A 23,246-nucleotide genomic window follows, 5' to 3' on the forward strand; every position below is an offset into this window, starting at 1 on the left:
AAGAAGTTGCTTGAGGTACTGGGTTGCATTGATAATAGTCATGGCTTCGGGCGTGTCGGTTTTTTTTGCGATTAAATCAGATCACAAACGAAGCCTTTTTTCTATCTATTTCAATTGGTTGTAGCTAAAGATCCTGTACATGAGCAGATGTTATTGCTTGTGATCTTCATGAGGTTTCATCTGTGAAGTTCTCTTTCAATAATATGCCTGAGCATTGGTAATTTAGCATATTTGGCTTGGCAGGATCATGGCCATATCGAATAGCGAAGCGTATTCGGACGATCGCGAAAGGGAGCTTACCGAGAGGCCTCTGACTCCAGGGTTGCCTGCCTTGCCATTGCTCGGTGCGTGGCGGTATGCGGACGATTACGCTGCGCTAATCGTCCCTACATCAAGGCGTTGATTGCGTATGTTGAGCCCTTTCCTCTCTCCATTCCCCGCATTGCCAACCACCATGTCTGTCGTGACTCGCTGCTGACTTCTCCCCCGACTTCACCTTGGCTTCACACAGCCTCATTTTCCCTTCACAAATCCCCCCTATCTTCTGCCCACTGCTTAAAAGGCCCGGCTTGCCACAGGGTGGCGAGGGCCAAAGAGAGGGGAGCAAGACGATGAAATCCTGGATCAAATACGGGCTGGCCGGGGCCTTGATACTGGTGGCAAGCTTCTGGGGCGGCAGCGTGCGGGCGGCGGGGGCGTGGCCCGCTCAAGGGGGCCCGTGCCCGCCTGTCTCCCAGTTTCCCTAATATCAGGCCAATGACTGAACGCGCCGGGCTGATCTGTCAACGGAAGCGGAACAGCTCCCGGTGCAGCGGGGCGGCCAGATGGGCATCCAGGGTGTGGGCCATGGGCTCGGGGCCGCAGAACCACACCGGGGTGTGCTGGCGTTCACCCAGGGCGGCCAGATCCAGTCGGCCGCGCTCTGACTCCAGATGCAGCCGGTAGTCGACTCCGGCCCGGCGGCACAGCTCGGCCAGCCGATTGTGATAAGGGGCGGCCTCGGCGGTGGGGGCGCATTGCAGCAAGGTGGTGCCGGGGCGTTTTTCGCCGCGGCGCACCAGGGCCTCCAGCCAGGCGACGAAGGGGGTGATGCCGATACCGGCGCCCATCCAGAGCGCGGGGGCGGGATCCGGCAGGGCGAAGGCGCCATAGGGGCCGGTCACGATGACGGCATCCCCCACCCTGAGGTGCTGGTGCAGCCAGCGGGTGTGATCCCCGAGGGCGCGCACCGCCAGGGTCAGAGAGCGGTAGTCTGCCGAGACATCCACCAGGGTGTAGGGATGGGGCTCGCCGCGCCCGGCGAAGTCGAAGAAGGCGAACTGTCCGGGGCGGTAGCCGTGCAGGGGCGCGGTGAGGGCAACCCGGATCTCCAGGGTGCGCTCATCCAGGGGGGCGAGGGCGCTGACCGTCCCCTGGTGACGCGCGTTCTTGCCCACCCGGCCAAACAGGGAGTAGAGCGCCCCCAGGGCACCCAGCCCGCCGCCGATAAGCAGGGTCAGGCCGACCGGGGTCAGGACGCCGATGCGTGGCAGCAGGCACAGCCCGTGCAGCCAGCCCATCAGATAGATGACGGGGGCCAGCCGGTGAACCACCCGGAAGCGCTCGTAGCGCACCACCGCAAGCAGGCTCACCGCTACCAGGGCCAGCAGCAGATAGAAACCCCATTCCCCCAGGGTATTGCCGAGTTCGTGCCACAGGTCATCGCTGCCTGCGCCTGCGCCTGCACCGCGGCGTGCCGGCCGGGTCAGCCAGTCGGCGGTGACGGCCCACTTGGGGGCCTCCACCAGCAGCCAGTGGGACATCAGGGTGCCGGTGGCCCAGAGGGCGCTGCTGCGGTGCAGGCGCAACATGCGATCCAGCCCGCCGCACCAGGCCTCGAGCCTCGGCAGGCGCAGGGCCAGCAGCAAAGAGAGGGTCATGGCGCCAAGGCCAATCAGACCGGTCAGGATCAGCAGTTCGTGGCGCCAGGGCCAGACGCTGGCGGGCCACTGGGTGAGGCCAGCGAGCCAGAGCAGGGTGAGGGTCAGGGGCAGGGCCCAGACGAGGGATGCGGGTTTCATGATGTCCTCCTTGTCCATGCCTCCATTGCACGCCTGCTTTGTGGCGAAAGTGTGCCCCCTGACTACCTCTTTTGTAGCAGAGTGTGGCAAAGGGTCGTCGGGTCAGGGCAAGCGGAATGAGGAGGAGGGCGCGGAGCAGAACAGGGGGGCAGGAAAGCGGTTGGCGTCACCCCACAGGCCTGGGTCTGGAGAGTGGTGATGCTGGGGCAGGCGCATGGCTGTCCCAGCAAACAGTCGTGTCAGGATTTTCGTCCCTTGCCGCCCTTGTTGCCCGCGAGGGCCTGCTTTCTGGCCTTCTGCTTCTGGGCGCCCTTGCTGGCGCGGCGCTGCTCGGGGTCGAAGCGGGTGAGATCCGGCTCAAAGCCCGGGAACCACTGCTGGGGCAGGCGGGTATCGAGCACGGCTTCGACTTTTTCCAGCAGGGGCGCATCTTCCGGGCTGAACAGGGTGATGGCGAGCCCCTTGTTGCCGGCGCGGCCGGTGCGCCCGATCCGGTGGACGTAATCCTCGGGCTGATGGGGGAACTCCAAATTGATCACATGGTTGAGTTCGCTGATATCGAGGCCGCGAGCCGCCACGTCGGTGGCCACCAGGGCCTGCAAGGTGCCGGCGCGAAACGCCAGCAGCACGTTTTCCCGCGCGCTCTGTGACAGATCCCCGTGGAAGGCCAGCGCATTGATGCCCCCCTTGTCAAGCTGCTGGGCCAGCTTGTCCGCCCCCTGGCGAGTGCGGCTGAAGATCAGCGCCGGTGCCCAGCCCTTCACGGTCAGCATATGTTGGACCAGTGCCACCTTGCGATCGCTGTCCACCGCATAGACCCGCTGCTCCACCTCGGCCGCCGTGGTGTTGCGCGGTGCCACTTCCACCAGCGCCGGGTCGCGCAGCAGCACCTTGCAGAGGGCAAACAGGTTGTCATCGCAGGTGGCCGAGAACAGCAGGGTCTGGCGATCCGCCGGGATTTGCTTCAACAGCGCCTTGATCTCGTCCATAAAGCCCATGTCGAGCATCCTGTCCGCCTCGTCAAACACCAGATGGCGAAGTTCTGCCAGCGTGAGCGCCCCCTGGCGCAGGTGATCGAGCAGGCGGCCCGGGGTGGCGATGAGGATATCCCCCCCGGCGTTCAGCGCCTCCACCTGTGCGGCGATGCTCACCCCGCCGTAGACCAGCGTGCTGGTGAGAGTGGTGCCCCTGGCGTAGCGAGTGACGCTCTCGGCAACCTGCACCGCCAGCTCGCGGGTCGGCACCAGCACCAGTGCGCGGATGGGGCGGGGGCCATCGCTCGTCGGGTGTTGCAACAACTGCTCCAGCAGGGGCAGCACGAAGGCGGCGGTCTTGCCGGTGCCGGTCTGGGCGCCCGCCATCAGATCCCGCCCCGCGAGGATCAGGGGGATGGCGCTGGCCTGCACCGGGGTGGGGGCGGCGTAGCCAAGCTCGGTCAGGGTTTGCTGCAAGCGGGGGGAGAGGGCCAGTTCGGCGAAAGTGGCAATGGACATAGGGCACCAGTATGGGGTTATCCCGCCCCGTGGCCGGGACGGAAACAATCAGCGTGGGCGGGATGGTAACAGATAGCAGGGGAGCGGCAGAAGCCGGGCCGCTCAGGGGGGCGAATTGTCACCCGGATCGCGGACAAGGCGGATGGTCTGCCCCTGGTAATAGGCGATATTGCGCTTGCCGTGCTGCTTGACGTGATAGAGCAGGTCGTCGGCCAGTTGCACCGCCTCGGCCACCGTCAGGTAATCGCGAATGCGGGTTACTCCGGCGGAGAAGGTGATGGGGGCGGGCAGCTCGGGGATGCGCAATGGCCGCTCCAGCAGGCGGGCGGCGGAGTGATGCATCATTTTGTCATCGTCCATCCCCTTGAACAGCACGATGAACTCTTCCCCGCCCCAGCGAATGGCGACATCGCCCTTGCGGATATTGGTCTTGAGGTGATTGGCGAAGGCGACGAGCGCCAGGTCACCCACCCCGTGACCATGGGTGTCGTTGACGGACTTGAAGTTGTCGATGTCGAGGATCATCAGGTAGTCGTGCTCCCGCAGCAGCGCCTGATTGAGGATGTCACGGCGTGGCAGCCGGGTCAGGTGGTCGGTCTGGGCCAGGATGCGCAGACGGGTAACCAGGCTGCGCCCCGTCAGCATGATCAGCAGCAGAATGATGAGATAGAGCTTGAAGGCCGCCCCGTAGAGCACGGACCGGATGAAATCGCCGTAACTGTATGACCACTTGAGGTAGAGATCATTGCCTGCCTGAGTGCGCATCAGCGGCGTGCTCAGGCAGAGGTGGAACGGGCGGCAGGGCTCGACCTCTTCGAAGGAGAGGACGGTCCGGGTCGGATTGAGGCTCTCGAAGGGGTGCAGCACATCCTTGAACGCCCGGTCGACGGCGATGTCGATGCCCTTGAGTCCATAGCGGTAGTCCTTGATGGCGGGCTCGTAATAGACGAAGGGGAAGTAGAGGGTGATGGTATTCAGTCCGGTGAAGGTGTCGGTGTAGATCTCGGATACCCAGGCTTCATCCGTGCTGCAGGGGACATGGGTGGCCGCGAAGGAGGCGCAACCGAAAAAGTGGGTCCAGGGCTCGATGTCATTGAGGTCGGTGTTGACCGGGAGCAGCTGGCTCGGCAGCATCCCCTTGTTGGCGACCATGCCAAGCAGGCGGCGATCGTCATAGAAGGCGTAGAGGTTGAGGACCTCGGAGTTGGAGATGACGTACAGGTAGGCGAGGAGCATCTGGTTGGCCGGGGGCAGCACGGGAATGACCGCCAGGCGCTTCAGGGTGGGGAGATCATAGCCATAGGCATAGGCCGCCGCATCCCCGTTCTCGCTGAAGATGGGCATCTTGATGCTGCTGTTGTCGATGAAGTCAGCCAGTTTCTCTGGCGCCAGGATGCGGGCCCGCTGATAGAACACCTCGAACAGGTTGGCTTGCTTGGCGGTAATGAGCGCCATATCGTGCCTGATGACGAAGTAGGTGTAGTTGGCTACCAGCCCGAGCCCTGTCAGAGCCAGACATAGCCAGCCAAACCGGTAGAGCCATCGACGGGGGATGATACGCAACAGTGATCCAGCCATGCAGTGAACTCGTCCATGGTGACAGAGGCCATTCTTGTAACTGATTTTGCCGGGCATCACCAGATGAAGTTGGTGGGTCGTCACCCGGCATGCGCAAGAATGAGCCAACAATATCAAAAAGATAGACGATGAGGCGTCATGCGATGTCAGGCAGGGGAAAGGGGGGGCGACTGAAACAAGAGGGCATGGCGCCCTCTTGTGTGGACTGTGACGGGCGCCTTAGCGAGCCTGGTATTTCGGCGAGCGGGGGCCATGGAGGATGCCGTTGGGCATGTCGGCACTGAGCAGCCTGACGCTGGTGATACCGGCGATTTCATGGCCCTTGTCGGTAAGGGTGTTGGCAATCTGATTGACCACCGCCACCACCAGCATGCCGATGAGGCCGCCCCCCGAATTGCCCTGCTGCTCGGCACTGCTGGCGCTGGCACTGCCTTCCCACAACAGCTTGCCGGTGCGCAGATCCACCAGGCGGGCACTGGCGGTGACCACTGTCTCGCTGGAGATGACCAGATAGCTGGTGCCGTACTCCTTGATGTCGAGGTAGAGGGCGGTATCGGCTCCGTAGATCTCGTGGAGCTTCTTGATGGGCAGCGCCTGGATGTCGGCGGGCTCGGTCACGCCGTTCTGCCGGAACGTCTCGTTGGTGACCGCTACCGGCAGCACGTAATAGCCGGACTCGGCGAGCGGATAGGTGATCTGGGATTGCAGGCTGGGGCCCGCCTTGATGTCCGGCGAGTGATTCACCGGCGGCAGCACCAGAATGGAGGTCGGTCTGCTCTCCTTGAAGTTGCTGTAGTCGTAGCCGGGGCCCTGTGCGCAGCCGCCCAGGAGGAGGGCACCCAGCGTGAGGGCAAGGAGGGGGCGCAGAGTCATTGGGTCTCTCCCTTCTTGTTGGACATCAGGAAGTTCATGAAGGGGGCCGATTCGGGGAAGAGGCGCTTCTCGGTTTCGAACTGCTCGCGAGTCTGGGCATCCTTGCCGAGCTGGGCGTACAGCATGCCGAGGTGAGCGTGAAAGCCCGGTGGCACAGCCTGCCCCTTGGCGCTCGCTTCTTGCTGGTTTTTCTCCAGCGCATCGATCTGCGCTTCGACCCCGGTGTCGTCACCCTGCATGTGCTGGTAAACCACCCCCTGATATTGATCCCAGTTGTAGAGCGTCTGCGGCCCCTGGGCGCAGGCGCTCAGCAGCAGGCCGCTGACCAGCAACAGGGAAGGACGGAACAGCGTCATCTCGTCTCTCCTCATTGGGCCGGGCGCCAGGCACCGGTCTCGATGCCGTTCACCAGATTGTTGACGGCCTCGCGGATGGCGAGATCCAGCACCTTGCCGTTCAGAGTGGAGTCGTAGCTGGCGGTGCCGCCGAAGCCGACGATCTCGCGGTTGGAGAGTTCGTACTCCCCGGCACCCTGGGAAGAGAAGACCACTTCCGAGGTGGTGACGTTGACGATGTTCAGGTTGACCTTGGCATAGGCGATCTGTGACTTGCCACGACCCAGGATGCCAAACAGCTGATGATCACCGACTTCCTTGCGACCAAACTCGGTGACGTCGCCGGTGACCACGTAGTCGGCGCCCTTGAGTTGCTGAGCCTGTTGCTTGATCCCGGCTTCGGCCTGGATCTCAGCCATGTTGTCGCGATCCAGCACGCTGAAGCGGCCGGTCTGCTGCAGGTGGGTGATCAGCACGGTTTTCGCCTGGTTGCCCAGCCGGTCCACGCCGTCGGAGAAGATGCCACGCATGTAGCTGGAACGGTTGTCGAACTTGCCGACGGCGATGGGGCTGCGTGCGCCCTGATAGTGGCTCTGATAGGAGGCAACCTTGGGTACCTCCAGGGTGCGCGACGACTCGCTCGCACAGGCTGTCAGCAAGCCCGCCATCAGGATGACACTGGATGAAACAACAAACTTCTTCATGTAAGGCCCCGTTATCAAAGGAAAAAACAGCGGCGGACTCTAACATGGTTCGTTGCGAAGAAAGTGCCCCGTATGGGGGGCATACCCGCTCAATCCCTGTGCGTTTGACAGGGGGTGGCGGAGGGCTGGGTCTGTTGCAGGGGCTGGAACACCTCCTCCAGGGCTGCCACCAGGGCACGCATGCGGCCCGTCTTCTGCACATCCGGGTGCAGCACCATCCAGATGTCGATGGGATCGTGCTGGTCAGGCAGCAGGCGCACCAGGGCGGGATCCTCCTCGGCGAGGAAGGTGGAGAGCAGGGCGATGCCGAGCCCCTGCCGGGCGGCCGCCATCAGCACCAGCTGGGCATTGCTCTGCAGGACCACGTTGGGTTCGTGGAGCGGTTCGCCGCACAGACTCAGCCAGTGACGGGCCACCAGCTCTCTGGGAAAGAGCAGCAGGTCGTGTTCTTGCAGTGCCTGACCCGAGCGGGGCGTGCCCCGCCTGGCCAGGTAGTCGGGAGAGGCGTAGAGCCCCATCTTGATGGTGGCGAGCCGTTTGACCACGAGATCTCCCTGCTCGGGGCGCACGCTGCGAATGGCGAGATCCGCCTCCTGATTGGGGATGTCGCTCACGCTGACGGCGGTCAGCAACTTGAGGCGGATGCCGGGGTGGCGCTGGCGCAGCAGGGTGAACGCGGGCAGCACGAAGCCCTGGGCCAGGGTGTCCGTGGTGGCGATGCAAAGCTCCCCTTCCAGCTCCCCCAGGCTCGCGGTGCGCATCATGGCCAGGGCCGCCTGCGCCATGGCCTCGGCCTGGGGCAGCAGCGCTTCCCCAAGGGGGCTGGGGCGATAGTGTCTGGGGGTGCGGATAAACAGCTTGGCCCCCAGCTGCTGCTCGAGCAGGGTGATCCGCCGCCCGACGGTGGCCTGATCCACCCCTAGCTCGAGTCCGGCCTGCCGCAGGCTGCCCCGCCGTGCCAGGGCCAGGAAGAAGCGTGCATCGTCCCAGTTGATCATGCTTGCTCCTCACTCAAGCAGAACGCCCGATTGGCGCCGCAATATTAGATGCCAGCGGGGATGGCAGCACAAGGGGATAGACTGGGTCCGGTGCGTGCCTGCGGCTCCCCGGCCAAGGGCGCGTGCCACCCCGACGTGATGCAGGATTGAGTCGGCGTGATGCAGAACTGCCGCAGTCCGGGGTGGGCGGGATCGCTATGATGTCGCTCCCGATTGCGGTTTCATTCGTCTGCCACTGGAGTGTCCATGTCTGTCTCAAGCGTTCCGGCTTGCGAGCCAGGTCAGGTTGTCCATCCTCGTCTGCGCTGGTTTCTCTCCCTTGCCCTGATGTCGGCCCTGCTCAACAGCAGCGTGCCTACCCCGCTCTATCCCCATTACCAGGCGGCGCTGGCGCTGAGCGATCTCGGCCTCAGCCTCATCTATGGCGGCTATGCGGGGGGCGTGCTCATCGCTTTATTCGGGTGGGCCACCTGGCAGGACGCGTGGCGGATCTGCGTACCCTGATCCTGCCTGCCCTGGTGGCGGTCGGGGGCGGGGCCCTGCTCTTCTCCCTGGCCGACAGCTTCTGGGCCCTTTTGCTGGCGCGGCTGCTGGCCGGGATTGGCACGGGCAGCCTGACCGGCGCCGCCAATGTGGCGCTGCTGCGTTTTGGCCCCAGGGATGGGGGCAAGCGGGCGGCCCTGAGCGCCACATTGTCTTTCACCGCCGGGCTGGCCCTTGGTCCCGTGTTCAGCGGGCTGGCGCTGCAGCAGGATCTCTACCCGACCACGCTGCCGTTTTTGCTGATCCTGGGGATGGCGGCCTGCGCCATCGGGGGGCTGGTGTTGAGCTGGCCCAAAGGGGTGAGGGCGACGGAGGCCGCCCCGAGCGGGCAGGGTGGCGGATCCCTGGGAGAGGGGCTCAGGGCCACGGGGGCCGGGTTCTTCCTCTGCGCCCTGGCGCTCTTCACCGCCTGGGCGGTGGCGGCCAGCTTGCTGGCCATGGGTCCCAAGGTGGTGAGCGAGATGCTGGGCATGACGGATCTGGGGCTGTTCGGCTATCTTGTCGCGGCCTATCTGGTCTTCTCCGGGCTTTGCCAGCTCTGGGCCCGTCGCCTCGATGCCCGCCATACCCTGCAAAGCGGCGTGCTGGCCCTGGCGCTGTGCGTGCTGCTCTTTGCCGGGGCCGTTCACGGCCTGCCCAGCTGGCTGGCGGGACTCGGGCTGCTGGTGGCGGGCTATGCCCAGGGGGCCGTGTTCGTGGGCAGTGCGACCCTGATCAATCGCATCGCGCCCCCGGCCAGCCACGCGCGGCTGCTCTCCCTCTTCTATGTGATCGCCTATGTGGCGAACTGGGTACCCGTGTTGCTGGGCTGGGTGAGCGACGGGGCCGGTCTTGGCGTCGCGCTGGATCTGCTCTTCGTCGGCAGCACCCTGACAAGCCTGGGGCTGGCCTGGGCGGTGTCTCGGCGGCGCTTCGAACCCGCTGTGTGACAGGGCATCACCCATCGACCAGGACGACGCTCCCGGCATCCAGGTGGTGCATCCACTCCCGCAGGATCAGCAGGGCGGCGGCGATGCGCCTCTCCCTCGGCAACTGAGCCGAGGCCAGGGGATCCCCTTCCACCATGGCGGCAAGCTGGCCGAACAACCGCTCTATGTTCTCCCGGCTCTGCACCCGGTTGCCGAGCACCTCGGCCAGGGGCTCCGGGCTTTGCAGGTGCAGCACGGGGTGGGGCGGGATCCATGCCGCGAGGGGCATCAGTACATCCTCCACCACTATGATGGCCTGCTCAAGTTCCAGGGGCGTCGGTGGATCCTGGCGAAAGGGTCCCGGGGTCAGGGCATCGAGCCCCAGTGTCAATGCAAATGTCTGGCTGGTGCCATCGGCCGCGGTGAGCGCGACCTGGCTTCGGGTATTGCCCAGGCTCAGCAAAATGGTGTCGTGATGCTCTCTGGTCATCTGGTGTGCTCCCGGCGTTGGATGCCCCATGGATACACCCGCACGGGGCGGATTGGCGAGTCATTTCGCCCCCCATTCGGGCATCAAGGGTTGCAAAGATCGCCATGAGTGGCAATCTGGACGTCCAAACGTCTTTAAGGGAGCCCTGACATGGATATTTGTATCGTCCCCCGCGCCCTCGTACTCGCTCTCTCTCTGGTGGGGGCGAGTGCCCTTGCCAACGAGGCTCTGGTGTTCCAGACCGACTTCGGTCTCAAGGATGGCGCCGTCTCGGCCATGAAGGGGGTCGCCTTCGGGGTGGACCGCACCCTGCCGCTCCATGACCTGACCCACGAGATCCCGGCCTACAACATCTGGGAAGCCTCCTACCGCCTCTATCAGACCCTGCAATACTGGCCCGCGGGCACCGTCTTCGTCAGCGTGGTGGACCCCGGTGTCGGCACCGAACGCAAGTCGGTGGTACTCAAGACCAGGAGCGGCCACTACATCGTCAGCCCGGACAACGGCACCCTGACCCTGGTGGCGGAGCACTTGGGCATCGAGGCGGTGCGCCAGATAGACGAGAAAACCAACCGCCTCAAGGGCTCCGAGAAGTCCTATACCTTCCACGGCCGCGACGTCTACGCCTACACCGGCGCCCGCCTCGCCTCCGGTGCCATCAGCTTCGAGCAGGTGGGGCCTCTGCTGCCCGCCGAGGTGGTGACCATCCCCTATCAGCCGGCGGTGGCCGAGCAGGATGGCACCCTGAAGGGCACCATCCCGATCCTGGATGTGCAGTACGGCAACGTCTGGACCAACATCGACGAGGCCCTGCTCGGCAAGGCAGGCATCCACAAGGGGGACAACGCCTGCATCAGGATCAGCGAAGGAGATGCGCTGAAATACGAGGGCAAGGCCCCCTACGTCAGCAGCTTTGGCGATGTACCGGAAGGCCAGCCCCTGGTCTACCTCAACAGCCTGTTGCAGGTGTCGGTGGCCCTGAACATGGACAGCTTCGCCGCCAAGCACCAGGTGCAATCCGGCGCCAACTGGCAGATCAGCCTGAAGAAGTGCGGCTAGAGCTAGAAGGAGGCTGCCAGCGGGTGCAATCCGGTACAAACGGCATACCAGCCTGAAGAAGTGCGGCTTGAGGGAGGCTGCCAGCGGGTGTTATCCGGTACAAACGGGCAGATCAGTCTGAAGAAGTGCGGCTAGGGTTCAACCCTTCTGTCGGCGATACGTCTTTCTGGGCGGTGGCGTCTTGCCGGGCCAGCCGGTTATCTCGTCATTTGTCATCCTCGTTTAATAAAGCGCTGCCATGCTCTGGCCGGACGCCGTGATGACGCAATGATTGCGCCGAGATAACAAGGAAAAGCCGATGAGCCGTTTTGACGAGAAAGACAGTGCCAACCACCCCCGCGAGCAGGAGCCGGCATTCAACCGCCTCATCGAGGCGGGCCTGAGCCGCCGTGGCTTCCTCAAAGGGGTGGGCGCCGCCAGCATGGTGGCCTTCTTTGCCGCGAGCCCCGTGGCCCAGGCCGTGGCTGCCGCCACCCGGCCGCTGCTTGGCTTCCAGGCCGTGCCCGCCTCGGTGGCCGACACCATAGTGGTGCCGCCCGGCTACAAGGCCGAGGTGCTGATCGCCTGGGGAGATGCCCTCTTCCCCGATGCCCCCGCCTTTGCCCAGGGCAATGACGCCAAGGCCCAGGCACGCCAGTTTGGCGACAACAACGACGGCATGAGCTTCTTCTCCCTGGGCCCGGATCGCGCCCTGCTCGCCGTCAACAACGAATACACCAACTACGAATACCTGTTTGAAGATGGTGGCAAGACCCTCAGTGCAGAGGCTGTCGCCAAGGCCCAGGCGGCCCACGGGGTCTCCCTGGTGGAGCTGGTGCGCATCGATGGCAAGTGGCAGGCCAACCCCAAGGGGGCCCTCAACCGCCGCATCACCGCCACGACCCCCATGACATTGAGCGGCCCGGCGGCGGGCCATGCCCTGCTCAAGACCCAGGCCGATCCCGAGGGGCGCACCGCCCTTGGCACCTTCAACAACTGCGCCAATGGCCAGACCCCCTGGGGGACCTACCTCACCTGCGAGGAGAACGTCAACGGCTACTTCGGCAGCGAGGGAAAGCCGGTGCTGGACCAGCGCGCCGCCCGCTACGGCCTGGCCGCCGAGGATGCAGGCTTTGGCTGGCACAAATTTGACGAGCGGTTCGATCTCGCGAAGCATCCCCAGGAGCCGCACCGCTTCGGCTGGGTGGTGGAAATCGATCCCCGCGATCCCGCCTCCACCCCGAAGAAGCGTACCGCCCTTGGCCGCTTCAAGCATGAGAATGCCGCCTTCACCGTCAACAAGGATGGCCGCGCCGTGGTCTACCTGGGCGACGACGAGCGGGGCGAGCACATCTATCGCTTCGTCTCCAAGAACCAGGTGGCGCCGGGCGATGACCCCGCCAACCGGGATCTGCTGGACGAGGGCACCCTCTATGTGGCCCGCTTCGAGGCCAGGGAGGGGGAGCTCAAAGGTACCGGCCAGTGGCTGCCCCTGGTGCACGGCCAGCACGGCCTGACCCGGGAGAACGGCTTCGCCGATCAGGGGAGGTGCTCATCTTCGCCCGGGAGGCGGCGACCCGGCTCGGCGCCACCACCATGGACAGGCCCGAGTGGGTGGCCGTGCATCCCCACAGGGCAGAGGTCTACTGCACCCTGACCAACAACAAGAACCGCGGCCTCAAGGAGAACCAGCCCCTGGACGGCGCCAACCCCAGGGCCGAGAACCCCTATGGCCAGATCATCCGCTGGCGCCCGATGGGGGACGATCACGGGAGCGACCGCTTCGAGTGGGATCTCTTCCTGCTGGCGGGCAACCCAGGTGTGCACAAGGAGGGGCTGATGGCGGGCAGTGCCAGCATCCACCCGGACAACATGTTCAACAGCCCGGACGGCATCGGCTTCGACGAAGCGGGACGGCTCTGGATCCAGACCGACGGCGACTACTCCAACGAGAAGCAGTTTGCCGGCATGGGCAACAACCAGATGCTGTGCGCCGATCCCGCGAGCGGCGAGGTGCGCCGCTTCCTGACCGGCCCCGTGGCTTGCGAGATCACGGGCCTCACCTTCACGCCTGACTGGCGCACCATGTTCGTCGGGGTGCAGCACCCGGGGGAGGAGGGGGCTCCCTCTCACTTCCCGGACGGCGGCACCGCCATCCCCCGCTCCGCTGTGTTGCGGATCACCCGGGACGATGGCGGCATCATCGGCGCCTGATGGCCCGGGATCACCGCCTGGCCCGTGATGACAAGAGCCGCCTTCGGGCGCAATGCTGTTCACTTAAGAGAATTTGAGTTCCAGTCCACGTAGTATCAGGGCTAAAAAATGAGGGAGGCATGATGCCTCCCTCTTTCTATTGCAAGCCACGCTGGATAAAGGCTGAAGGAACATCGACTGGAAACAGCCTTGCTCCCCCAACTCAAGTCGCATTTATGAATAATTAGTCAAAAATGTGCTTATCTGAACAGCATTGCGCCTTCGGGCGGCTTTTTTTGTGGGTGTGGCGGGCGGGAGACAAAAAAAGACCGGGTACGGGACCCGGTCAAAGAACCCGCGCATTCAGGGAAGAAGTGCGGGCGTTCAGGCTTGGTGGCGGGGCCGGGCATCGGCCCCCGATCCGGTGTCGGGGTGAGTGGCGTCACCCCGGCGTCAATGCGGGCTATTCGCGCTCCAGTGCGTGGATGGGATCCAGCCTGGCTGCCCGGCGGGCCGGGGCGAAGCCGAATATTACCCCGATCAGGCTGGCGCAAAGGCAGGCCACCGCCATGGCGGCAAGGGAGTAGCTCATCCGGACGCCGCTGCCGAGGTGGTCGAACAGTTGGCCCAGCACCAGGGAGAGGACGATGCCGAGCACGCCCCCCAGCAGGCAGATCAGCACGGCTTCAATGAGGAACTGCTGCTGGATGTCCCGGGTCCGGGCGCCGACCGCCATCCGCACCCCTATCTCCCGGGTGCGCTCGGTGACCGAGACCAACATGATGTTCATCACCCCTATGCCCCCGACGATCAGGGAAATGAGGGCGATGAGGGCGATCAGCGTGGTCAGGGTGGCGCTGGTCTGGCTGATGGTCTGGCGGATGCTGTCGGTGTTGAGCAGGAAGAAGTCCTGGCTGCCGTGGCGCAGGGTGAGCAGGCGGCTGATGCCGTCCTGGGCGGCGTCCAGGCTCACCTCGTCCCGCACCCGCACGCTGATGCTGCGCAGATGGCTCTGCCCCAGCAGGCGGCTCATGGCGGTGGTATGAGGGATCCAGACGTTGAGGGTCTCGTCGCTGCCAAAGCCGCTCTGGTTCTTGATGGCGACCCCGATCACCCGGCAGGGCAGATCCCCCAGCAGGATCACCTGGCCCAGGGGGGACTGGGTCGGGGCGAACAGCTTGTCCCGGGTGTGCTCGTCGATCACCACCTCCTGGGCCAGGCTCTCCTCGCTCTGGCGATCAAAGCCCATGCCTTGGGCCAGGCGATAGCCCCTGACCTGGAAGAACTGGGCGCCGACGCCGTTGATGGTGCCGGAGACGGCGGTGTTGCCAAGACGCAGGGTGGCGCTGGTGCTGAGGCTGGGGGTGACGCTGTGCACGTAGTCCAGCCGGGCGATGGCCTCGGCGTCCCCGATCCGCAACGTCTGTATGGTGGCGGAGCGCATGTCCCCGAAGCCGCGGCCGGGGAACACCTCCAGGGTGCTGGTGCCCATGGCGTTGATGTTCTCCAGCACCCGCTCCCGGGAGCCCTGGCCGAGGGCCACCACGGTCACCACCGAGGCGATACCTATGATGATGCCGAGCATGGTGAGAAAGGTGCGCAGACGCTGGGCAACCATGGCCTTGAGGGCCATCTGCAGGGCATTCCCGAGCCCCGCCATCCGCGGGGTCTTCCCCCTGGCGGACGTCTTGGTGGCGGCCTGGGGCGCCTGGGGAAGGGCCTGTGGCTCGCGCGTGCGGCGATCGGCGATCACCCGGCCATCTTTCAGTTCGATGATCCGCTCGGCGTGGCGGGCGATGTCCATGTCGTGGGTGACGATCACCAGGGTGTGGCCCTGGCGATGCAGAGCTTGAAGGCTCGCCATCACCTCGGCGCCGCTCTGGCTGTCGAGGGCTCCGGTCGGCTCGTCGGCCAGGATCACCTCGCCGCCGTTGATGAGGGCGCGGGCGATGCTGACCCGCTGCTGCTGGCCGCCGGAGAGCTGGCTTGGCTTGTGTTCGAGCCGGCTGGCGAGGCCGAAGCGGGTCAGCAGGGCCTCGGCCCGCTGGCGTCGCTCGGCCGGATCCAGACCGGCGTAGAGGGCGGGCACCTCCACATTGGTGCGGGCATCGAGATCCGCCAGCAGGTGATAACGCTGGAAAATGAAGCCGAAGTGCTCCCGGCGCAGGGCGGCGAGCTCGTCCCGGCTGAGGGTGGCAGTATCGCGCCCGGCCACCAGATAGGCCCCCTCGCTCGGCTGATCCAGGCAGCCCAGCAGGTTCATCAGGGTGGATTTGCCGGAGCCCGAAGCGCCGACGATGGCCACCATCTCTCCACGGGCGATCGCCAGATCGATGCCATCGAGCACGGTGACGGTGCGCTCACCCTCTTTGAAGTGGCGGCGGATGCCCCGCAGTTGCAACAAGGTGCCCATGGTCACATCCCCATGGGGGGCGGCATGCCCCCGGCGGCGTTGCTCTGGCCTGCGTTCACTTCGCTGACGATGACCCGCTCACCGGTGCTCAGGCCCGACAGGATCTGGGCATCCACCTTGTTGTTCAGGCCGACCTTGACCCGGCGCAGGCTGATCCGGCCTCCGTCGTCGATCACCCTGACCTGATCCCCCTGCAGGGCGATGGCCGGGATCACCAGCGCATCTTTGAGCCGGGCGACCACCAGATAGACCTGGGCCGTCATGCTGATCCTGAGCTGACCATCCTGGTTGGGCACCTCGAACAGGCCGTGATAATAGATGGCGCTGCTGTCGCTGCTGCTGGTGGTGTCGTCGTCATTGATGGTGTCGGGGGCGGGCTCGATGGCCCGCAGGGATCCCTCGAAGCGGCGCTGGCTGTTGCCAAGAATGGTGAAATAGACCGGCATGCCGACCCGGACGTTGATGACGTCGGCCTCGGAGATCCTGGCCTCCACCGTCATGGTGTCGAGCTGGGCAATCTTGAGCAGGGTAGGGGTGCTCTGGCTGGCGTTGAGGGTCTGCCCCTCCTCCACCGGCATGGCCACCACGGTACCGGAGAGGGGGGCCAGGATCCGGGTATACCCCAGGTTGACCCGGGCTGTGTCCACCGCGATCTCGGCCTGCACCCGCTGGGCGTTGAGGGCCCGGATATCGGCCAGGGTCTCGTCCAGGGTCGCCTTGGCGCTGTCATGGTCGGCCGTGCTGCCAAGACCTCTTGCGACGATCTGCCGCTGGCGCTGGTATGCCAGGCGGGCATTGCGAAGGGTGGCCTCTTTGGAATCCAGCTGGGCCTGGAGGTTGTCGCGCTGGGCCAGGGCATCCTTGAGGGCGTTCTGCTGGGGCAGATCGTCGATCTCGACCAGCAGATCCCCCTGTTTGACCTCCTGCCCCAGAGTCACGTGCAGTTTCTTGATCTGGCCCGATACCTGGGCGCCCACGCTCACCTGCTTGCGCGCCTTCAGGGTGCCGTCCGCCATGATGAGCTGCTCCAGATCCCGGGTCTCGGTACTGGCGGTGATGTAGTCGCTGGCGGGTGCCTTGGCTTGGGGGCGCCAGGCCAGCAACAGGGCGAGGGCGCACAGAGGCAGCAGCCAAAAGAGACGAGGGGAGAACGTGGGCATGACAACCTGTATCCTGAATGACGATCACGGCGGCACTCTACCCCAGAGCCGGGTTAAGGCTCTTTGCGCCAAGCGTAAGGGTTTCGTAAAAATGGCTGCCAAGGGCGGAGCAAGCGGCGAAAATGGCCACCGACAAGGGAGACCCTATATGAAGATCCTGCTGGTGGATGACGACGCCGAACTGGGCGTCATGTTGAGTGAATACCTGGGAGGGGAGGGGTTCGAGACCACCCAGGTGCTGACCGGAGGGGAAGGGGTGCACCATGCCCTCTCCGGCCGTTACAGCGCCCTGCTGCTGGATGTGATGCTGCCCGATCTGGGGGGGACTGAGGTGCTGCGCCAGGTGCGCCAGCGCAGTCGCCTGCCGATCATCATGCTGACCGCCAAGGGGGACAACGTGGATCGGGTGGTGGGGCTGGAGATGGGGGCCGATGACTATGTGCCCAAACCCTGCTACCCCAGGGAGCTGGTGGCCCGGCTGCGGGCCGTTCTGCGGCGGGTCAACGAGGGGGGGAGCGCAACCCCCTCGCCGGATGCCCTCATCCTGGGGGATCTGACGGTCACGCCGGCCAACCGGGTCTGTCTCTGGCAGGGGGAGCCGCTGGAGCTGACCGCCACCGAGTTCAACATGCTGGTGTTGCTGGTGCGAGCACCGGAGCAGGTGGTCACCAAGGACATCCTCTCCCTGCAAGGGGTGGGGCGCCCGCGGGAGGCCTATGATCGCAGCGTCGATGTGCACATCTGCAACCTGAGGCAGAAGCTGCAACAGAAGGCGGGGGAGGCCGTCACCATAGAGACGGTGCGCAGCATAGGGTACAAGATACGGTGATCCTCAAGGGACGTTTGTTCTGGAAGATTCTGCTGGGGTTCTGGCTGGCCATAGTGCTGGTCAGTCAACTGCTCTGGCTCGGTTTTCGTGCCGAGCGTGACCCCCCGGAAGAGCACCTGGCCCAGCAGTTGGCGAGCCAGCATCTGGAGATGGCGGCAGCCGTGCTGGCAAAGGGGGGAATCGAGGCTGCGACGGCATTGAGCCAGGCCATGTCGCCGCCGTTGCTGCAGATAACACTCCTCGATGTCTCCGATGCGCCTCCCCGGCCAGCGCCCCGGGCATCCAGGTTGACAGCCTCCGGGGAACCTGGCCCGGGCAGCGTGCTGACACGCACCGTGATTGCCAGCGACGGGCAGACCTATCTGCTGCAGACCAGAGCGGACCCGCGCGCTCTCCCCGGCGGGCCTGCTCCCGGTCCCCTCTCCTGGCTCAACATTCCCCCGCCCATGCTCTGGATTGGCGGCCTGGGGGGACTCTTGTTCAGCATTCTGTTCGCCTGGCACCTGACCCGGCCCATGAACGCCCTGCGGCGCAGCTTCGATCGGGTAGCCAGAGGGGATCTGGGGGTCAGACTCTGGCCCGCTCTGCGCTGGCGCCGGGACGAGCTGACGGAGGTGGCGAAGGAGTTCGATCTCATGGTGGAGCGGTTGCAGCAGTTGGTCGAGGGGCGCGAGCAACTGCTTCACGACGTCTCCCACGAGCTGCGATCCCCCCTGGCCCGCATCCAGATGGCCATCGGCCTGGCGGAGCAGCGCCCGGAGAAGGCGAGCGACGCCCTGGCGCGGATCCGGCTCGAGACGGAGCGGATGGACAGGATGATAGGGGAGCTGCTGACCCTCTCCCGTGCCGAGCAGGGCCACGGGCTTGAGCAGAGCCACTACGACCTGCTGGCGCTGGTGGAGACGGTTGTCCAGGATGCCAGGTTCGAAGCCCAGCAATCCGGAGTCGAGATAGCGCTCGAGGCGGCGCTGGGGGAGGGTTGTCTCCTGCTGGGGCATGCCGAGCTGGTGCGCCGCGCCGTGGATAACGTGGTGCGCAACGCACTGCGTTTCTCGCAGTCGGGCCAGATGGTGAATGTTCGCGTGCTGCGCCTGGGCCAGGAGGTGCAGCTCTCCATCGCCGATCGGGGGCCCGGGGTGGAGGAGGGGAAGCTGGCGGGGATCTTCGATCCCTTCGTGCGCATCGGCTCACCCCGCATGGGCAAGGGCTACGGGCTCGGGCTCGCCATCGCCCGCAAGGCGGTGATTCTGCAGGGCGGTACCATCCTGGCGCGCAATCGCGCACAGGGGGGGCTGAGAGTGACCATGACGCTGCCCCTGCATGACCCGTCCTGAGGTACGCGGCTCAGACCCGAGTGGGGTAAAACCCCGGTAATGAAAGAGGGGGCCAAGGCCCCCTGCTCGTATCTGTTCCACCGTGCGATTCAGCGCAGCGCCGCTGGCGGCGGCACCTCGGTGTAGCGCCCGTCTATTTCTCGCAGGTAGTAGTGACCCTCCCTGACGTAATAGCGGCGGCCATCCAGATCCAGGGGGATGAGCCCTGTCTCTGCCACCACCAGGACCTGAGGAGGTGGGGAGACCACCACATAGTGGTTCTCCTGCCGGCGGTAGAAGATGCCGTCGAGCACATAGTAGGTGAGCCCGGCCAGCAGCAAGGTTTCCACCTCTCCCGGCAGCCGGTCGACGCGGTGGCCGAAGCCAGGGCCAGCCCCATGGCCGTACTGCGGGGCAGGGCTCTCCCATCCGCCCAGTCTGCTCATGTTCCCCGGACCCGCCATGGCGGGCAGGGCGATGGCCATGGCAAGCAGCCAGAGTGAAGGGCGGTGCAGACTCATCTCACTGCCCCTTGAGCGGTGCACCGGCGGGCTGGGGTTTGAGTGGCTGGGGCGGCAGTTCGCGCACGCTGACCGTGACCTCGTAGCGGGTATCCGGCTTGGCGGCATCAATGTTTTTGGACAGCGCCTGGACCAGGGCCTGGGGATCCGCACCCTGCTTGCTGGCGTGATAGAGCACGGAGGGGGGCGGTGTCATGGGACCTCCCTGGCGGGCGCCCATCGGGGGCGGCATCTCGCCTGCATGAAGGAGCGTGGTGCCCAGCAGCAGGGCAAGGGCGACAGGATAGCGTGACATGATGATGACTCCATTGATGGGAACGCCCCCATCAAACGCGACGCGTGCGCCCGGCTCAACCACCTTTACACCCTCTTTTCGCCCTCTTTACAGTTGTGACAACGGGCGTCGTGGCGCCCGTTGTGTGTCGTGAACCGCTCACCGGATCAAAACTCGTTGGAGAGCGCCTTGTAACCCCTGACCAGGTCGATGTTGGTGTGAGCCACATCCTCGGAGAACTCGGTGGCGTCCACGGTGACGCGCGGGATCTGCGCCAGATCGCTCTGCTGGTTGATGCGGGTGGTGGAGGGGACATAGAAGCCGGGGGGAATATCGCAGCCATCGACCACGGAGTTGTGGCGAACCACTGACCCTTCGCCGATGTGGCAGTTGAACAGCACGCTGTTGAAGCCGATGAAGACCCGGTTACCCACCTCGCACGGCCCGTGGACGATGCTGCGGTGGGCGATGGAGCTGAACTCGCCGATGGTGACGGCAGCGCCGGATTTGGAGTGGATGACGACGCCATCCTGAATGTTGGAGTTGGCGCCGATGACGATGGGTTCCATGTCACCGCTCTCGTCCACTTCGTCTGCGCGGATCACGGCATAGGGGCCGACAAACACGTTCTCCTTGATGATCACCTTGCCACAGATGATGGCGGTCTTGTCGATATAGGCGGATTCGTCGATAACGGGCAGGTGACCTGAGGGATTCTTGCGGATCATGTTACGTCCTGTTGCTGATGAAATCGGGGAAACGTGGCGCGTCATGAAGGCCCGCCGGAGAGCCAGCTTACGCCTCTGATCCGGCAGGGGAAACCTTTTACTGGTCTGACCCACAGTGAGTAAGGCCATTTTGAGCGATTGTTCTTTGACTCCCTGTTATGGGAGCATGAGGGCGCAAAATGGGGCGCCACCGGGTGCAAAGAGATGAGGGGGAACGAGAGATGAAGCAGGTCATGGTATGGCTGGTGGGGTCGCTGTTGTGGATCTCCGCCGCCCAGGGCAAAGGCTATGCGGGGGAGTTTGACTATTACGCCATGGCACTCTCCTGGTCGCCCGAGCACTGCGCCATCAAGCCAGGGGATCGGGAGCAGTGCGCCCGCAAGCTGGGGTTCGTGCTGCATGGGCTCTGGCCCCAGTATCAGCGCGGCTACCCCGCCAGCTGCACCCGCGAGCGGCTGGATGCGGATATGGAGCAGCAGTTTGCCGGGCTCTACCCCAGCCGCTTCCTCTATCGCCATGAATGGGAGAAGCACGGCACCTGCTCCGGCCTGAGCCAGCAGGCCTTCCATAAGCTGGCCAGCGATCTGCGCCAGAAGGTGAAGATCCCGGCCTCCTATCAATCGCCGGAAGAGCCGCTGCGCAAAAGCAGCTTCCAGCTCAAGGCTGATCTGGCGAGCGCCAGCGAGTGGCTGGCCCCCGATAACATCACGGTGGCCTGCGCTGATGGGGGCCGTTTCCTGCGGGAGATCTACATCTGCATCAACAAGCAGGGGACGGATGCCGTTCCCTGCTCCGACGAGATGCAGAAGCGGGAGCGCCGCTCCTGTGGCCAGCCGGACTTCCTGCTGCGCAGCGTGCGTTGACACTTCACGTTCGGGCCCTTCGCGGGCCCGATGTGCAATGAACCTCAAGGGGCCTGATGGATGAAAGCGAAGACAGGATGTCTGGCCGGAAACTGGACAGGCGACATCGCCAGACGACGTGTCAGCACGTCAGGTGCGCTCTGCCGACTCAACCCGCCTCTGGCGCACAATCAGACTCACCATCAGAAACAGGAAACCGTCATATGACGCCCTTTGCCGAACTGGGGATGCGCTATCCCGTCATTCAGGCCCCCATGGCGGGCGTGCAGGACTGCGCCCTGGCGATGGCGGCGACCAGTGCGGGGGCACTGGGCTCCCTGCCTGCCGCCATGCTGAGTGGTGCCGATCTGCGCCAGGAGCTGAGCCGCCTCGCCGCCAGCGGGCCGGGCCCATACAACATCAACTTCTTTTGCCATCGGCAGCACGAGCCGGAACCGACAGCGGAGCAGCGCTGGCGCCAGGTGCTGTCACCCTATTACACCGAGTTTGGGGTGGATGCCGCTGCACCGTCGCGTGCTCCCGCTCGGGCCCCCTTCAATGATGAGCATGCGGCTCTGCTTGCAGAGTTCAGGCCTGCCGTGGTCAGTTTCCACTTCGGCTTGCCCGAGCCCGAGTTGCTTGCCCAGGTAAAAGCCACAGGCGCAAAAGTGTTTGCCAGCGCCACCACGGTGGCAGAAGCGCAGTGGTTTGCTGACCACGGAGCCGATGCCGTCATCGCCCAGGGGCTGGAGGCGGGTGGCCATCGCGGCCATTTCCTGAGTGAGGATCTCAGCTTGCAGCAGGGCACCTTTACCCTTCTGCCACAGGTAGTGGCGGCAGTAGCGATCCCGGTCATCGCTGCAGGAGGCATCGTGGATGGAAAGGGCATCAGAGCCGCCCTTGCTCTGGGAGCGAGCGCCGTGCAGGTGGGAACGGCGTTCCTCTGTTGCCACGAGGCGACGACCTCGCCCCTGCACCGTGCGGCGCTGCAGGGGAGGCATGGCCAACACACCGCACTGACCAATCTGTTCAGCGGCCGTCCGGCGCGGGGGATAGTCAACCGCTTGATGCGGGAACTCGGCCCCCTTTCGGTGCTGCCGCCAGACTTCCCGTATGCCAGCGGCGCATTGGCTCCGTTGCGTGCCGCAGCCGAAAAGGCGGGTGACCGCGGTTTCTCGCCACTCTGGGCCGGGCAGAATATATCGGGTTGCCGCTCCATGGCGGCAGCCGAGCTGATCGCTGCCTGGGTTGCTGAGGCAGGACTGGTCTGAGCGTCACTTTGCGATTCTCTTCCTTTATATACGGATTGATATGGTCAGCAACCCTTCGAACAGGAGACGGTCAGAGAGGAACGGGAGGTAATAGGGGGCAGAATGAGCCCTTCCCGGGCTTGTCCTGTGGGTAAGTCTGTATAAAAACTGTGTTTTGATATGAATAACTAAGAATTGGCATTTTTTTGCAATTTTATTGCGATGAGAGCTTGCCAATGTGATCTATGTCTCTATAATGCGCCTCCATCGACAGGGCAAGCGGCAACGCAAACAAGCCAGTCGGTGCCTCGAAAAAGCCTTGGAAAATAAGGCTTGACTCGAGAAGGCGGTTGAGTAGAATGCCACTCCCGCAGCAGCCAAAAGCTGCGTCGCTCTTTAACAATTTGAATCAAGCAATCTGTGTGGGCACTCACAGCATCGAGCATCAAAAACAATTTTTGATTTTCAATGTCTGATGAAGTGACCAAAGCAACGAAAAAAGTTGCAGCAGTTAATTCAGCAATTCATTGAGCCGCCAACTCCTTGGTAACAAAGAGTGGCAACCAAACTTAAATTGAAGAGTTTGATCATGGCTCAGATTGAACGCTGGCGGCAGGCCTAACACATGCAAGTCGAGCGGCAGCGGGAAAGTAGCTTGCTACTTTTGCCGGCGAGCGGCGGACGGGTGAGTAATGCCTGGGAA

The 23,246-nt window shown here is 64.2% G+C and carries 18 protein-coding genes, 1 rRNA gene and 2 pseudogenes; 8 read left to right on the forward strand and 13 right to left on the reverse strand.

The genetic code is table 11. The annotated features are described in order from the left end of the window. Window positions 1-782: 782 nt before the first annotated feature. The 7 genes from MUW49_RS08250 to MUW49_RS08280 all read right to left on the reverse strand — a co-directional run bounded on the left by MUW49_RS08250 (window position 783) and on the right by MUW49_RS08280 (window position 8,041). On the reverse strand, window positions 783-2,078 hold the full coding sequence (locus MUW49_RS08250) for a ferric reductase-like transmembrane domain-containing protein (protein ID WP_244812598.1): 1,296 nt from the start codon (window positions 2,076-2,078) through the stop codon (window positions 783-785). 221 nt (window positions 2,079-2,299) lie between these two features. Beyond that, the gene (locus tag MUW49_RS08255; RefSeq protein ID WP_244812599.1) at window positions 2,300-3,553 is read right to left on the reverse strand and encodes a DEAD/DEAH box helicase; all 1,254 of its coding nucleotides are present in this window, start codon (window positions 3,551-3,553) and stop codon (window positions 2,300-2,302) included. A gap of 102 nt (window positions 3,554-3,655) precedes the next feature. Further along, entirely contained in the window at window positions 3,656-5,131 is a 1,476-nt protein-coding gene (locus MUW49_RS08260) for a GGDEF domain-containing protein (protein ID WP_210538515.1), read from the reverse strand. A 219-nt stretch (window positions 5,132-5,350) separates the two neighbouring features. After that, window positions 5,351-6,004, reverse strand: a complete 654-nt coding sequence (locus MUW49_RS08265) for a DUF799 domain-containing protein (protein ID WP_069652487.1) — start codon at window positions 6,002-6,004, stop codon at window positions 5,351-5,353. Continuing rightward, the gene (locus MUW49_RS08270) at window positions 6,001-6,360 is read right to left on the reverse strand and encodes a DUF4810 domain-containing protein (RefSeq protein WP_010672939.1); all 360 of its coding nucleotides are present in this window, start codon (window positions 6,358-6,360) and stop codon (window positions 6,001-6,003) included. The genes MUW49_RS08265 and MUW49_RS08270 overlap by 4 nt, the downstream gene beginning before the upstream one ends. Window positions 6,361-6,371: 11 nt before the next feature. Then, complete coding sequence (locus MUW49_RS08275; RefSeq protein ID WP_029313711.1) at window positions 6,372-7,043, reverse strand: CsgG/HfaB family protein; 672 nt, start codon at window positions 7,041-7,043, stop codon at window positions 6,372-6,374. 89 nt (window positions 7,044-7,132) lie between these two features. Continuing rightward, window positions 7,133-8,041, reverse strand: a complete 909-nt coding sequence (locus MUW49_RS08280) for a LysR family transcriptional regulator (RefSeq protein ID WP_043155350.1) — start codon at window positions 8,039-8,041, stop codon at window positions 7,133-7,135. Window positions 8,042-8,287: 246 nt separating this feature from the next. Here MUW49_RS08280 and MUW49_RS08290 point away from each other — a divergent pair. Then, window positions 8,288-9,513: pseudogene (locus MUW49_RS08290) on the forward strand (MFS transporter). A gap of 7 nt (window positions 9,514-9,520) precedes the next feature. Here MUW49_RS08290 and MUW49_RS08295 read toward each other — a convergent pair. Further along, window positions 9,521-9,982 (reverse strand): hypothetical protein, encoded by a 462-nt coding sequence (locus tag MUW49_RS08295; protein WP_244812604.1) that lies wholly within the window; start codon window positions 9,980-9,982, stop codon window positions 9,521-9,523. 150 nt (window positions 9,983-10,132) lie between these two features. Here MUW49_RS08295 and MUW49_RS08300 point away from each other — a divergent pair, with 150 nt between their 5' ends. After that, complete coding sequence (locus MUW49_RS08300; RefSeq protein WP_244812606.1) at window positions 10,133-11,041, forward strand: S-adenosyl-l-methionine hydroxide adenosyltransferase family protein; 909 nt, start codon at window positions 10,133-10,135, stop codon at window positions 11,039-11,041. A gap of 421 nt (window positions 11,042-11,462) precedes the next feature. Beyond that, window positions 11,463-13,234 (forward strand): annotated as a pseudogene (locus tag MUW49_RS08305) (PhoX family phosphatase). A gap of 442 nt (window positions 13,235-13,676) precedes the next feature. On the opposite strand, the gene MUW49_RS08310 reads toward MUW49_RS08305, so the two are convergent. Then, window positions 13,677-15,626 (reverse strand): MacB family efflux pump subunit, encoded by a 1,950-nt coding sequence (locus MUW49_RS08310; RefSeq protein WP_246876680.1) that lies wholly within the window; start codon window positions 15,624-15,626, stop codon window positions 13,677-13,679. Window positions 15,627-15,628: 2 nt separating this feature from the next. Then, complete coding sequence (locus tag MUW49_RS08315) at window positions 15,629-16,786, reverse strand: efflux RND transporter periplasmic adaptor subunit (protein ID WP_104455310.1); 1,158 nt, start codon at window positions 16,784-16,786, stop codon at window positions 15,629-15,631. A 148-nt stretch (window positions 16,787-16,934) separates the two neighbouring features. Here MUW49_RS08315 and MUW49_RS08320 point away from each other — a divergent pair, with 148 nt between their 5' ends. Together MUW49_RS08320 and MUW49_RS08325 are read left to right on the forward strand one after the other, a co-directional pair. Next, window positions 16,935-17,615, forward strand: coding sequence for a response regulator transcription factor (locus tag MUW49_RS08320; RefSeq protein WP_104455311.1), 681 nt, complete (start codon window positions 16,935-16,937; stop codon window positions 17,613-17,615). A gap of 14 nt (window positions 17,616-17,629) precedes the next feature. Continuing rightward, entirely contained in the window at window positions 17,630-18,949 is a 1,320-nt protein-coding gene (locus MUW49_RS08325) for an ATP-binding protein (RefSeq protein ID WP_244812608.1), read from the forward strand. 89 nt (window positions 18,950-19,038) lie between these two features. On the opposite strand, the gene MUW49_RS08330 is transcribed toward MUW49_RS08325, so the two are convergent. From MUW49_RS08330 to MUW49_RS08340, 3 genes are all read right to left on the reverse strand, one after another. Beyond that, window positions 19,039-19,449: a DUF6515 family protein gene (locus MUW49_RS08330; protein WP_210538526.1), complete on the reverse strand. Its 411-nt coding sequence runs from the start codon at window positions 19,447-19,449 to the stop codon at window positions 19,039-19,041. A gap of 1 nt (window position 19,450) precedes the next feature. Continuing rightward, window positions 19,451-19,744: a hypothetical protein gene (locus MUW49_RS08335; RefSeq protein WP_042877801.1), complete on the reverse strand. Its 294-nt coding sequence runs from the start codon at window positions 19,742-19,744 to the stop codon at window positions 19,451-19,453. A 146-nt stretch (window positions 19,745-19,890) separates the two neighbouring features. Further along, window positions 19,891-20,451 carry a carbonate dehydratase gene (locus tag MUW49_RS08340; RefSeq protein WP_010672952.1) on the reverse strand — a complete coding sequence of 187 codons (561 nt, stop codon included), beginning with the start codon at window positions 20,449-20,451 and terminating at the stop codon, window positions 19,891-19,893. Between the two features lie 221 nt (window positions 20,452-20,672). Here MUW49_RS08340 and MUW49_RS08345 point away from each other — a divergent pair, with 221 nt between their 5' ends. From MUW49_RS08345 to MUW49_RS08355, 3 genes are all read left to right on the forward strand, one after another. Further along, the gene (locus MUW49_RS08345; protein WP_103244285.1) at window positions 20,673-21,314 is read left to right on the forward strand and encodes a ribonuclease; all 642 of its coding nucleotides are present in this window, start codon (window positions 20,673-20,675) and stop codon (window positions 21,312-21,314) included. 203 nt (window positions 21,315-21,517) lie between these two features. Continuing rightward, a complete protein-coding gene (locus MUW49_RS08350; protein WP_103244286.1) occupies window positions 21,518-22,564 on the forward strand; it encodes a nitronate monooxygenase in 1,047 nt (348 codons plus the stop codon). 550 nt (window positions 22,565-23,114) lie between these two features. Continuing rightward, a 16S ribosomal RNA gene (locus MUW49_RS08355) occupies window positions 23,115-23,246 on the forward strand; the annotation flags it as partial.

This window comes from Aeromonas sp. LsrichE-8G, from assembly GCF_022869435.1.
GTDB classification, from domain to species: domain Bacteria; phylum Pseudomonadota; class Gammaproteobacteria; order Enterobacterales; family Aeromonadaceae; genus Aeromonas; species Aeromonas caviae.